The organism is Paenibacillus sp. NPDC058174 (genome assembly GCF_042883865.1).
Taxonomy (GTDB): domain Bacteria; phylum Bacillota; class Bacilli; order Paenibacillales; family Paenibacillaceae; genus Pristimantibacillus.
Genome location: NZ_JBHVUY010000001.1, coordinates 786,634 through 799,778, shown reverse-complemented (window position 1 = coordinate 799,778; position 13,145 = coordinate 786,634). Strand labels below are relative to the sequence as shown.

The window sequence follows — 13,145 nt, the reverse complement described above, 5'->3', positions numbered from 1 at the left end:
AATAGTCCTATGGCAAAAATCTTGGTAGTGGGCAGCATGAATATGGATATTGTCACGCAGGTTGAACGTCACCCGATTCCCCGTGAAACGATACATGGCAATGAGACCCGCTTCTTTATAGGGGGCAAGGGAGCGAATCAGGCGGTTGCCGCCGCCCGCTCCGGCGCAACGGTTGCTATGGCAGGAGGACTCGGGACAGATTCCTTCGGCGCAGACATCCGCAAGCAATTAGCGGAGGATGGAATTGATCTTGATTACGTGTCCGGGCAACCGGCCGCGACGGGGATCGCAATGATTACGATTGATCAGACGGGCGAGAACAACATTATTTTATCAGCAGGCGCGAATGGCAAATATGGGGAAGACGAGGTGGATACACTAGATCTATCCGGCTTCGACGTCATCCTGCTGCAGAACGAAATTGCTCAGGCTGTTAATGAGAGGGTGCTTGATAAAGCGGCAGCGGCCCAGATCCCGGTGTTTCTGAATCCCGCTCCAATAGCCGGGTTTGATCCCGCTCAGCTGAGCAAGGTCAATTTCCTCATTCTGAATGAAGTTGAAGCGGAGGAGCTGAGCGGCATTCGAATAGACGGATTTAGTGAGGCACTACAAGCCGGAAAACAATTGCTTGAGGCAGGTCTTTCGCATCTCATTATCACTTTAGGGAGCAAAGGCTCACTCTACATGGATCAAGCCGGAACGCAAATCGAGACGCCTGCATTCTCAGTTGATGCAGTAGATACGACAGCGGCAGGAGACACGTTTATCGGAGCGTTTGCAGCCAAATATATCGCAGGAATTCCGTTAACAGAAAGCTTGCGTTATGCAACCGCAGCTTCAGCGCTGGCCGTGTCAGCGGCAGGAGCCCAGAGCTCGATTCCGGAACAAGACCAGGTACATGAATTTCTTCAGCGTAACCAATAACATTGTGGTTTGAAAATGTGATAGGAGGAATTTCTTTCTCTGAAAGAAATTCCTGCATACCAGGACTTTGACGATTTAACGCTTAGTCTTGTTAAAGTTACCCAAAATTCAGTCTGACGCAGGTGAATGGGAGGTCGAACAATGAGACATCCGGTATTGACAATGGAAGGCATCAGCAAGGAGTTTCCAGGCGTGAAAGCGTTGTCCAATGTAGGGTTTGAGCTGTATCCGGGCGAGGTTCATGCACTTATGGGTGAGAACGGAGCAGGAAAATCGACGTTGATGAAAGTTTTGTCTGGCGTATATTCGCCAACACAAGGGAAGATCCGTCTGAAGGACAAGGAAGTGACATTCCGCAATCCGCTGGATGCTCAGCGGCAGGGAGTGTCGATCATCCATCAGGAATTTAACCTATTCTCCAATCTGTCCGCAGCGGAAAATATATTTATCGACCGTCCGGAAATGATGAACCGGTTCGGAAGAATAAGATGGTCCAAAATGTACGAAGAGGCGCAGCGTCTGGTCGATTCGATCGGCGGCGGCGAGATCGATGTCCGCAAGGAGGTCCGGCATCTCGGTGTCCATAGCCAGCAAGTTATCGAGATTGCCAAAGCGTTGTCCTTCCAGGCTGATGTATTGATTATGGACGAGCCTTCGGCAGCACTGCCGGAAAACGAAGTAAAGAAAATGTTCGATGTCGTCAATCGGCTGCGGGCACAAGGTGTAGCCATCGTGTATGTTTCCCACCGGATGAAGGAAATATTTGAAATTGCGGACAAAGTAACGGTGCTAAGGGACGGGGCCAAGATAGATACTCGAATGATTGGAGAGGTTACGGAGCAGAGCTTGATTCAAATGATGGTGGGCAAGGCGGTTGGCCAGTTGTATCCAATGAAAGAGCAGCAGCGCGATCAGAAGGTGGTGCTTCAAGTTAAAGAGTTGTCGCTTGATTCGAAGCATCAGGTTTCTTTCGAATTGCGAAGGGGAGAAATTCTCGGATTGTTCGGCGTTCCGGGCTCTGGTACGCATACGATTGCCGAGCGCCTATTCGGGCTTAAACGGGGAACGGGCGAAATCAGCATTCATGGTGCAGCTGTGAAAATCAACAGCCCTAGTGAAGCCAAAGCGAAGAAAATTGCCTACGTTCCTCCAGATCGTCACCGTCAGGGCATTATTAAGCCAATGTCGATTCGGCAGAACCTGTCGATTCCCATTCTTCCTCAGCTGTCAAAGGGCTTAGTGCTTGACGAAGCTCGGATTAAGCAGATGAGCACAGAATATATGGAGAAGCTTCGGATTAAAGCGCCAGGTGATGGTCAAAGTGTAGATTTTCTGAGCGGCGGCAATCAGCAGAAGGTTGTCATCGGCAAATGGCTTGCGGCGAATCCCGATATTCTCATTCTGGAAGAACCGACTCGGGGTGTTGATGTCGGGGCCAAGGCGGAGATTTACAACATTATTCATCAACTGGCCCAGGAAGGACTCAGCATTCTGCTCATATCTTCCGAAATGCCGGAGGTTATTGGGCTCAGCGATCGTATTCTGGTGCTGTATAAAGGCGAAATCGTACATGAATTTGCGCATGGCGAGGCGGACCAGGAGCAATTGCTGCAGAGGGCTTCACACCCGGTCGCAGAAGGAGGCAGCTTATGAAACGCCTGTTGAATGTGCATGAAGCGCCTATTATTTTGTTCACGATTATTGTTACGCTTTTGTTTGCGGTCATTTCTCCCGATTTTCTGCAATTTGATAATCTGAAGCTGATTCTGGATCAGAACATCTCCATGTTTATCGTGGCGATCGGGATGACGATGGTCATCCTGCTGGGCGGCATGGATCTGTCTGTCGGCTCTGTTCTAGCTGTAACCGCAACATCAGTTGGTCTGTTTCTCAGCCACGGCATCCACCCATGGATTGCTGCCGCTATGGGGATAGCAATTGGTGTACTATGCGGAATGGTCAACGGCTATTTCATCGCGGTGAGGAAGATTCCGGATATCATTGTGACCTTGGCCACGATGTACATCTTCCGAGGCATTGCGGTAGGGATCAGCGGAGGAACGTGGATGACGAACTTTCCCGCCGACTTTCGCTTCTTCGGACAAGGTTATCTGCTTGGTATATCGTTTCCGCTGCTAATCGCTATCATTCTTATTGCAATCTTTATCTATCTATTGAAATTCACCCGTCCGGGCAGAAGAATCTATGCCATCGGCGGGAACAATTCCGCAGCCAAGCTCGCGGGAATCAGTGTAGCCAGATCCAAATTTATGGTCTATGTATTAACCGGACTGCTGGTCGGGATCGCTTCGGTCATTTTCGCAGCGAAGGTAGGCAGCGTACAGGCCTCGACAGCCGGCAACAGTTTATCCTTCGAAGTGATGGCAGCCGTTCTAATCGGCGGAGGAAGCATATTTGGCGGCGTTGGTACGATAGCCGGCACAATGCTTGGCGTACTCTTTATGGGCATCATTAAAAACGGGCTGATCATATCCAAGGTCTCTCCGTTCTGGGTAGATGCCGCCACTGGTTTTCTGATTATTCTGGCAATTGGAATTAACACACTGCAGCGTATTCGACAAAACAAAGGCAAAGAGGAGGATTTGGTATGAGTACATGGACTATGTCGCTCCGGACGAATAAGCTGCTCGTTCAGCTCATTCTGCTGTTCGTCATTCTCATCCTGTTCAGCTTCTTGTCTCCTTACTTCCTATCCGTCACCAACTTTATGAATGTGCTGAACCAGATGGTAGAGGTGGGACTGATCGCGATTCCGATGACGATGATCATCATATCCGGCGCGATGGATCTATCGGTCGGCTCCATTCTGGCCTTCTCCGCTGTATGTATGGGTGTTGCATTCGAGCGAGGCCTAAACGTCTGGATCAGTATGATCATCGGGCTGCTGGCAGGCTTGTTATGCGGGGCTGTTAACGGCTATCTCATTGCGAGGCACCGGATGCAAGCGATTGTCGTCACCATCGGGATGCTGGTCATGCTGCGGGGACTCGTCTACGTCATTAATCAGGGCAGACCGGTCAGCGGCTTCCCGGACGCCTTCTACTTCATGGGACAGCAGTATGTTGGAGGCATTCCCGTTAATGCGATTTTCCTGGTTGTGATGTTCCTTATTGCGAGCTTCGTCATGAAGAAAACAAGATTCAGCACGTATGTGTACGGGATTGGCAATAATGAAGAGGTCGTCCGTTATTCAGGCATTTCGGTTGTCCGCATCCGGTTCCTGCTCTTCATGCTCAGCGGATTGTTCTCAGCGTTAGCGGGTGTATTCCTGGTGTCTCGTCTGGCAAGTGCGGAGGCGACATCGGGTACCAATATAGAGCTGGATGTTATTACAGCTACTTTAATAGGGGGCACACATATTTTTGGAGGGAGGGGAAGTCTTTCAGGCACATTTGTCGGGTTGCTCATCATCGTGTTCTTGCGTAATGGATTGAATTTGTTAGGCGTATCCGTGCTTTATCAGGCAGTTATACTAGGGGCGCTGCTTCTGCTTGCTGTAGGAAACAAAAAATTCAACGGAGTGTGAGACCTATGAGAAAAATGACATTGGCAGTACTGACGGGTGTATTGGCTTTGAGTCTGGCAGCTTGCGGAACTACAGGCAACAAACCAACGAATGCTGGAAACGGTGAGAATCAAGGGAATTCTGCTTCGGGTACAAGAACCTATTTTATGAATCCAAAATCCATTGGTCCAGCGTACTGGGCAGCTGCAGAAAAAGGAGCCAAAAAAGCAGAAGCAGATCTCAAGGTCAAAGTATTGTTTAATGCACCGACAGAAGCCGATTCTTCCAAACAAATCAATATGATTCAAGATATGCTGACGCGCAAAGTTAGCGGGATCGGTGTATCGCCTAACGATGCGAAAGCGGTTGGACCGGTATTCAAGAAAGCGGCCGGACAAGGCGTCAACATCGTAACCTGGGACAGCGACGCGCCAGAAACGGATCGGCAATATTATGTTGCGCCGGCTACGGACAAAGAAGTCGGAGAGCTGCTGGCCAAAACGATCGGCGAAGAAATTGGCGGCAAAGGACAGGTGGCGTTCATGGTGGCAGGTCTCGGCTCTCAGAACCAAATTGCCAAATCTGATGCGGCAAAAGCTTATTTTGCAGCCAATTATCCGGGAATTGAAGTAGTCACGACTGTAGCCAGCGACGATGATCAGCAAAAAGCTTATGCCAATGCGCAAAACCTGATTCAAACTTACCCTGAGCTCAAAGGTATTGTCGGATTTGCAGGCGGCGAACCGCCAGCAGCAGCTGAGGTGGTAGAGCAAGCTGTTAAAGCCGGCACTTTGAAGAAAAATCAAATCGCAATTACCGGAATCGCTGTTCCAAGCGTCGTGAAGAACTATATTAAGAACGGTACGATCACAACAGATATTATTTGGGATCCAGGCAAGCTGGCTTATGTGACCGTCTATATTCTGGATCAGCTGGCTCAAGGCAAAGCGATTACAGACGGGATGGAAATTCCGAACGTAGGAACGATTAAAGTCGATGGTCAAAATGTATTTATCGGTACACTTCAAGTAACCAACGAAAATGTAGACAGCTTTGATTTCTAATCATCATCCCTATAACAGGAGGCAGCTTGAATGGAGCATAAAGTGCAAATCGAAGATTTGACGGAGCAGGCCTTTGCGCCCTATGGCAAAGTTATTGATCTGCCGGCGATTGACCCCTCGAAATCCGGAGACGGGTGGGATTGCTGGAGCTATATTCAGATGCTGGACGTATCGGAGCCCATTGGTTTCGGTCTGGTCGTCACGAAGCAGAGAGAATTTGTCGTCACCGCAATGGAGCGGCATGTCAGCCGCGAGGAGCTGCTTCTTACGTTTGACCGAGAACTCGTACAGCCGGTAGCGAAATGTATCGATATTGAAGACCCGGATGAAAGTCCAGACCCTGCCACCGTCAAGTGCTTTAGAATCAAGCCTGGACAAGCAATCGTCATCAATCGCGGTGTCTGGCATAGTCCGGCTTATCCGGCCTCGGAAGATGCCCGCTACCTGTTCGGCATTGAGAAGAAAAAGGATAAGTTTGGCGATGAAATGATTAATCCATGGGTAGATTTCACAAACGGCCATACCATTCGATTCGAATAAATCGAGCAGGCATTGCTCCTGATCCTTATAGCTTGCAGCAATCATCTATTTCTCCAGACTTCTTCGGAATCAGGAGCATGCCGCTTACAAAGGAGCAACAGCGATGAACCAAGAGAAGCAAGTGATGGAATGGATCGACAATCATCAAGATGAAATTATTCATTTTCTGCAGCAGCTTATTCAAATTCCGAGCATCAATCCCTGGTTCTTTGAGGAACCGGCGCCGTCCAAAGAGAAGGAGCTTCAAGAGCTTATTGCTAGTAAACTGCAGGGCCTAGGCGCGGACATTGAGCTCTGGGAGCCTGTAGCAGATGAACTGAAGCAGTATGAGGGCATGGCCGGCTATTATCCGGGAAGAGACTTCACAGGCAGACCTAATCTGGCCGCGACGTTCGGCAAAGATACTTCTGGAAAGTCCTTGCTATTATTCGGTCATATCGATGTCGTTATGGCGGGTTCGAAATGGACGATGGACCCGTTCGAGGGCAAGATCATTGACGGCAAAATGTACGGCCGGGGTACCGTCGATATGAAGGGCGGCGTCGCCGCGATGATTATGGCTGTCGAAGCGATACTGCGCAGCGGCTTCAAACTCAAAGGGCCCGTCATCGTTGGTACGGTTGTCGATGAAGAAGCCGGAGGCATGGGAGCACTAGATTTCATTCATCACGGCTACCGGGCGGACGGCTGCATTTTAACCGAACCAACGTCACTAACGATTGCTCCGCTCTGCAGAGGTATCTTATGGGGCAAAATCAAAATTCAAGGCCGCAGCGGCCATATCGAAATGCCGCAAGCAGACTGGAAAGATGGCGGTGCGGTCGATGCGATTAAAAAAGCGAGATATATTTTGGAGCAACTGGACCGGTTGAACGAAGAATGGGCCGTTAACAAAACACATCCTTACCTGTCTATCCCTTGTCAGGTACATGTAGCGCAATTGAATGCCGGGGAGTACCCGACTTCGTTTGCGAATGAAGCTGAAATCGTCTTCAATGCGCAATACTTGCCTTCGGAACGTGATGAGAAGCTGGTAGGCGGCAATGTGAAGAAGGAATTGACGGATTTCCTGCGCCAAGCAGCGGAAGCGGATCCATGGTTAAGCGAGCATATGCCGGAAATTGAATGGCTCGTAGACGCCGATTGCGCAGAGACAGCTGTGTCGCATCCATTCGTACAGACTTGCGTGGAGTCATTAAAAGGAATTGGCGAAGAAGGCAAAATCGAAGGGCTTGGCTTCCATACCGATATGGGCTGGCCTGTAAACGTTGGTATTCCTACCATTAACTTTGGACCTGGCGACCCGAGCCTCGCTCATCATAGCGATGAATTTACGCCGGTCGCCGAAGTCATTCAAGCCGTTAAAATGATTGCCAAGACGATCGTGGACTGGTGTGAGGTGGAGGAAGCTTAAGCAGCATTATATTGGAAAATGGAAAATGGAAAGAACTGGCCGTTTACGGCCTTGGATATATAAAACACGGAGGTGCCAAACAGATGAAAATTTTGTTTATTGGAGAGTCCTGGGTTGTGCATATGATTCATACGAAAGGCTATGACAGCTTTACTTCGACGAAGTACGAGGAGGGAGCAACCTATTTGCTGTCCTGTCTGCGCGAGCAGGGGATCGATGTTACCTACATGCCTGCACATGAGGTGCAGGTCCGTTTTCCGCAATCGTTGGAAGAACTGAAGGCTTACGATGCGATTGTACTGAGCGATGTAGGCGCTAATACGTTCCTGCTCCAGAATCCGACCTTCTATCAAATGCAAATCATTCCGAATGCTCTTGAGCTAATGAAGCAGTATGTCGCAGAAGGCGGCGGTCTGCTGATGGTTGGCGGCTATTTGACCTTCATGGGCATTGAAGGAAAAGCGAATTATAGAAACACAGTTTTGGCTGAGGTGCTGCCGGTTGTTATGGAGGATAAAGATGATCGCGTAGAGATGCCTAGCGGCTTTTCACCCGAAGTATCACAATCTCATCCGTTGGTGAATGACTTGGGCCAGTGGCCAAGGTTGCTGGGCTACAACAAGCTGTCGGCCAAGTCTGATGCAGAAGAGCTGCTCAGTCATGGCGGCGACGCCATTCTGACAGTCGGAACCTACGGCCAAGGAAAAACAGCCGCGTTCGCAAGCGATTGCTCCCCGCACTGGGGCTCGCTGGAGTTCATGAATTGGGAGCACTACCCGGCATTCTGGTCTAATCTGATTAAATATTTGAAATAAGCGCAGCAACTGAAAGCAATAGCGCCTGTCAGCCTTTGAGCTGGCAGGCGCTATTGCTATGTTCATGGTAAAAAGTGTATAGCGTAAAAGTAAATGGATCATACTATTCGAAACTACAGTTGCCCAAATAAAGGAATGAATCTGAATGGTGAAAAAAATACAGCTGGAGCATCATTATGATTTCATTCTAAGCAGCGATGTGAATGAGGATTTAACTCACTTCAAAGCTGTATTTGATAACTGTATCGATATCAAATATCGTGAATTTGTCATTCATGGCGCTAGGAGAGGCGCCCTTATATTTTTAAGCGGCCTGGTCAGCACCCAGACGATCGATTTTGAAATTATGAAGCCGCTGGTCGAGTCTGATGAACGTTTATTTCAGAACTCCTCCGACGGGCTGAGTGATGATAATATTACGCATTTGCTTGAAAATAGACTTCTATTTGCTTCACAGCTGAGCTGGTTCGAAGAGTTCCCGGACATTGTGGAGCATATTTTATCGGGCAATGTCGCCTTCCTCATAGATGGATTGAAGCAGGTATTGGTCATCAATGCAAAGGATTGGGATAAACGCACCGTTGAAGAGCCGGCAACCGAAGCGGTCATTCGCGGTCCGCGCGAAGGCTTTCAAGAAACGATCAGCACGAATATCAGTCTAATTCGCAGAAGGCTCAAAACACCGCAGCTCAAGATGGAAGACATGAAAGCAGGACGGCTTTCCAATACGCAAATCGTCATTACCTACATAGAAGGGATCGTTGACAAAAAATTAGTAGATGAAGTGAAAAGTAGAATCGGGAAGATCAAAATTGACGCCATCCTGGAGAGCGGTTATGTCGAGGAATTAATTGAAGACAATTCCTTTTCCCTGTTTCCGCAAGTATTGATCACCGAACGGCCGGATCGGGTGGTCGGTAATTTATTAGAGGGCAAAGTCGGAATTATGATCGATAATACGCCTTTCGTTATTATTGTGCCGTGCACCTTTTTCCAATTGCTGCAATCGCCCGAGGACTATTACCAGAGATATTTCGTCGCTTCCGCAATTCGAATGCTGCGTTTTTTTGCAGTTCTTTTCTCGCTGCTGCTGCCCTCGCTATATATTGCTTTGACGACCTACCATCAGGAAATGATTCCCACTATGCTCTTGATCAGTATAGCGGCATCCCGTGAAACCGTTCCTTTTCCTGCTTTTATTGAAGCGCTTGTGATGGAAATTGCATTCGAAAGCTTGCGGGAGGCAGGGGTGCGCCTGCCTCGCCCGGTCGGCCAAGCTGTCAGTATCGTTGGCGGTTTAGTTATTGGCCAGGCTGCTGTAGAAGCCGGAATTGTGTCATCGCCTCTTGTTATCGTTGTCTCAATGACCGGGATTGCTTCATTTATATTCCCAAGCTTCCAGCTCGGACTCGCGTTCCGCTTGCTTCGGTTTCCGATGATGGTTGCCGCTGCTACCTTTGGGCTTTATGGCATCTTGATGATGCTGTTACTGCTGCTCATTCATATGCTGCGTCTTCACTCCTTCGGCGTGCCTTATTTGACGCCAATGGCTCCGCTGCGTATTAGCGGGCTTAAAGATGTCATTGTTCGTGCTAGCTGGCCGAAGCAGTCGACGCACGCAGAAGAGCTGAAATCTCAACGATACCATAATCCGTTTAAACGCCTTCGACAGAGACATAACAGATAATGTGGTTTGCGTCAGAAAAGGAAGGTTTTGATGAGAAAACAATTGACCGTTTTCCTTAGTCTCTGTGTACTCATGTACATGATTACGGGCTGCTGGAGCCGTATAGAATTAAATGATATTGCGATCGTTACAGCTGCTTCTCTGGATCTCGTGGATGATCAAAAAATCCAGTTAGGTGTTCAAGTGATGAAGACGAAAATGACGAAAGGTACGGCCGGGAAAGGGGACTCTAGCGACAATACGACATTAATCTTTTCGGAGCAAGGGGATTCGGTTATGGATGCCTACCGGAAAATTCAGAAAAAGATACCGCGGAATCTTATTTTCTCGCATAATCGGATTGTAATCATTGGTGAAAAGCTGGCACGCTCAGGAATTACTCCCATTATTGAGTTTTTCTCCAGATACCGGGATGTTCGGGGGAACAGCTATTTGCTGACGACAAAAGGGAAAGCGTTTGAGTTATTGAATGTTGGCCCTAACTTTGAAAAGTTCTCGGCAGAAGAAATCAGAGAAGAGCAAAAAGCAAGGGTGATCGATAATGCAACGATTAGAGACTTCGCCTACCGTTTGCTGGAGGCCGGAATTGAACCGATTACATCTCAGCTTCAAATCATCCCTGCCGGCGAGAAGAGTACAGAGACGTCTGATACTGATTCTGAAAAGAAAAACAAAAATAATGAACTCTCCTTGGCACTTGTTGGTGTAGGTGTCTATCGCAAGGATCGATTGGTTGGATGGATGAATGCCCAGGAGGCTGAGACTTTACTGTGGCTGCGTAATAAAATGAAAGACTCTGTCATTACCGTAATGATTCCTGATGAAAACAAGCTGTTCGGCAAATTAAGTGTACAGCTGATGAAATCGAAAGCGACCATTAAATCCAATATCACAAATGACCAGGTCCAGTTTCATATCAACATTGAAATGACAGGTGATTTATTTGAGAATACGACGAAATTAAGTACAAATAGCAGTAAAAACTTGCACACGGTACAGCAGCTGTTTGAAAATGAGGTTGAAAGGCGAGTGCGATTAACGATTCAAAAGTCGAAAAGAAAATTTAAAACCGACATTATCGGGTTTGGAAGTAAACTGCATCGGCAAAACAATAAAGTATGGAATGAAAAATATGCAGACCGTTGGGATGAAGCATTTTCTAATATTGAGGTAGATGTTACAACGAAGTTTACGATTATCGGGACTGGCCGTATTAACGATTCGTTAATCTGGGAAGAAAAAGAGATGCAAAAATAGCCAGTCAGCTAAAATTTGAACAAAGAACAGGAATCGCGATACTATGGAAATCATTTCTCGTCACCAGCTGCTCACGATATCCATTATTTATCAGATCGGGACGACGATCATATTTGGTTTTGCTGCGGGCGCAGGCAGAGACTCGTGGCTTGCTGTTCTGATCTCTACCTGTTTTGGCACAGCAGTTGTCTGGATCTACACGAGGATTACTCACTTTAACCCCGGTCTAACCTATATAGAATGTTACCCGGCACAGTTCGGCAAGCTGCTGGGGACTCCGATCGCATGGATGCATCCGCTGTTGTTCCTGTATATTTCCGGACGAATCGTCGCCGACATTAAAAACCTGGTGCCGACAACCATATTACCCGGTACGCCTCCTTGGGTCATTCTGCTGTTTTTTATGCTGGTCATCTCCTATGGGCTTTTTGCCGGAATAGAGGTGATGGGCAAACTGACCGAAATCATTTTACCCATCATTCTGCTAATCTATCTGCTCGAAGTCATCTTGATCTTCAGTTCCGGTGTCGTACACTTCGACAACTTAGCTCCATTGCTGGATAAGGGGTGGGGACGCATATGGGAAGTCGTGTGGCCGCTTGGCATTATCCAATCCTTTGGCGAGTCGCTGGCGCTGGCTTTAGTCTGGACGTTAATGAATGACCGGAAAACAGTGGGGCGAACGATGATTATTTCTTCATTGTTTGCCGGCGTATTCATCTCATTCACGGATGCCTTGGCTGTTTCTGTATTCGGAGAGGAGATTTTCAAACGGGCTACCTATCCGATGTATGCCTTGATACAATCTATATCCGTGAGTGATTTTATTACGCAGCTTGATGCTACAGGCGTCATCTATTTTTGCTTCATGGCTTTTTTGAAAACCTACATTTATCTGTTTGCCACAATTCGTAGTATGCAGAAGCTAACCTATTCGAAAAGCAGCCGTATTTACATATTCCCGGTCGTCATTATCGCTCTATTCCTGGGACTGACGATGGCACCCAATGTCGTGGAGCATATAGCTGTGGTCCAGAAAGTGATCCCGTATAACCCGATCTACTTATCTTTAATGATTATATTTCCGGTTTTACTGTTCGTGGTGTCGTGGATTCGCAATAAAGTGGGAACAGCGGCGGGTTAACTATGAGTGAATTGGAGGAGCTAGTATGCGCGATTATATCTGGCCGTGGCAATCCAATGTGATGCTGAAGCATCCATGGGCGCTGCCGATTTTATTTCTGATACTGTCAGTGATCTTGTCATTTGTTACGTGGTCTAGGAGCAAGCATGCGTCCCAGGGTCAGGGACAAAAAGAGCAGCAACAGCCACAAGATATGCAGCAAGAACAGCAGAAAGGAAGTTGAGAGGAAAGCAAGACATAATAATTGCAAATACCATTCAGTGATTGCAAGAAAATATATCCTATACAGTAACTTCCAGATCTATAAAAGCGTCTATTAATTTGTTCGCTTTCTTATAGAGGATGTGATAAACAAGGAGTCATAAGGCTTTGAATTAATGAATGAAAGCGCTTTACAAAAAGAATCACGATGCATTAAATGAACTGATGCTGGCAAGGTACTGAAAAAATAACAACGGAGTTTAAAAAGTAACAGTGAAAATTTAATAAATATATAGAGTGTTATTATTACGATATATTCTCACAATCAATTAGGAGGATTAAAATGGTAAACGGAATTAAGTTAATTGGTTTAGGAATATTGTGTGTTACGATAGCTGTGTACTTAAATACATCTGGCATAGTCAGTAATCAATATGAAGTTTTTCTTGTTTTTGCGGGCATTGTTTTGGGAGTTGCGGGTTTCTTTAAGAAAGATACTGTAACTGTAAACGAAGAATGAACCAGGAGAGATTGGTTTAATACAAGAAAGAAAAGAAAGAAGTTTTAATGAGA

13 protein-coding genes are annotated in these 13,145 nt (G+C 47.3%); all 13 read left to right on the top strand.

The annotated features are described in order from the left end of the window. Positions 1 to 9: 9 nt before the first annotated feature. The 13 genes from rbsK (at position 10) to ACFVVF_RS03510 (ending at position 13,092) form a co-directional block, all read left to right on the top strand. Positions 10 to 924, top strand: a complete 915-nt coding sequence (gene rbsK, locus ACFVVF_RS03570; RefSeq protein ID WP_387805445.1) for a ribokinase — start codon at positions 10 to 12, stop codon at positions 922 to 924. Between the two features lie 141 nt (positions 925 to 1,065). After that, entirely contained in the window at positions 1,066 to 2,577 is a 1,512-nt protein-coding gene (locus ACFVVF_RS03565; protein ID WP_387805443.1) for a sugar ABC transporter ATP-binding protein, read from the top strand. Then, the gene (locus tag ACFVVF_RS03560) at positions 2,574 to 3,536 is read left to right on the top strand and encodes an ABC transporter permease (RefSeq protein ID WP_387805441.1); all 963 of its coding nucleotides are present in this window, start codon (positions 2,574 to 2,576) and stop codon (positions 3,534 to 3,536) included. Before ACFVVF_RS03565 ends, ACFVVF_RS03560 begins: the two co-directional genes overlap by 4 nt. Continuing rightward, a complete protein-coding gene (locus ACFVVF_RS03555; protein ID WP_387805439.1) occupies positions 3,533 to 4,471 on the top strand; it encodes an ABC transporter permease in 939 nt (312 codons plus the stop codon). Before ACFVVF_RS03560 ends, ACFVVF_RS03555 begins: the two co-directional genes overlap by 4 nt. A gap of 5 nt (positions 4,472 to 4,476) precedes the next feature. Then, entirely contained in the window at positions 4,477 to 5,514 is a 1,038-nt protein-coding gene (locus ACFVVF_RS03550) for an autoinducer 2 ABC transporter substrate-binding protein (protein ID WP_387805438.1), read from the top strand. A 30-nt stretch (positions 5,515 to 5,544) separates the two neighbouring features. Continuing rightward, the gene (locus ACFVVF_RS03545; protein ID WP_387805436.1) at positions 5,545 to 6,054 is read left to right on the top strand and encodes an ureidoglycolate lyase; all 510 of its coding nucleotides are present in this window, start codon (positions 5,545 to 5,547) and stop codon (positions 6,052 to 6,054) included. 103 nt (positions 6,055 to 6,157) lie between these two features. After that, positions 6,158 to 7,468 carry an ArgE/DapE family deacylase gene (locus ACFVVF_RS03540; protein ID WP_387805434.1) on the top strand — a complete coding sequence of 437 codons (1,311 nt, stop codon included), beginning with the start codon at positions 6,158 to 6,160 and terminating at the stop codon, positions 7,466 to 7,468. A gap of 83 nt (positions 7,469 to 7,551) precedes the next feature. Beyond that, complete coding sequence (locus ACFVVF_RS03535) at positions 7,552 to 8,283, top strand: glutamine amidotransferase (RefSeq protein ID WP_387805432.1); 732 nt, start codon at positions 7,552 to 7,554, stop codon at positions 8,281 to 8,283. 145 nt (positions 8,284 to 8,428) lie between these two features. After that, positions 8,429 to 9,970 carry a spore germination protein gene (locus ACFVVF_RS03530; RefSeq protein ID WP_387805431.1) on the top strand — a complete coding sequence of 514 codons (1,542 nt, stop codon included), beginning with the start codon at positions 8,429 to 8,431 and terminating at the stop codon, positions 9,968 to 9,970. A gap of 30 nt (positions 9,971 to 10,000) precedes the next feature. Continuing rightward, positions 10,001 to 11,227 carry a Ger(x)C family spore germination protein gene (locus tag ACFVVF_RS03525; protein ID WP_387805429.1) on the top strand — a complete coding sequence of 409 codons (1,227 nt, stop codon included), beginning with the start codon at positions 10,001 to 10,003 and terminating at the stop codon, positions 11,225 to 11,227. A gap of 43 nt (positions 11,228 to 11,270) precedes the next feature. After that, complete coding sequence (locus ACFVVF_RS03520) at positions 11,271 to 12,371, top strand: GerAB/ArcD/ProY family transporter (protein WP_387805427.1); 1,101 nt, start codon at positions 11,271 to 11,273, stop codon at positions 12,369 to 12,371. Between the two features lie 25 nt (positions 12,372 to 12,396). After that, complete coding sequence (locus ACFVVF_RS03515; protein ID WP_387805426.1) at positions 12,397 to 12,594, top strand: hypothetical protein; 198 nt, start codon at positions 12,397 to 12,399, stop codon at positions 12,592 to 12,594. A gap of 321 nt (positions 12,595 to 12,915) precedes the next feature. Next, a complete protein-coding gene (locus ACFVVF_RS03510) occupies positions 12,916 to 13,092 on the top strand; it encodes a hypothetical protein (RefSeq protein WP_387805424.1) in 177 nt (58 codons plus the stop codon). The last annotated feature ends 53 nt before the right edge of the window (positions 13,093 to 13,145 follow it).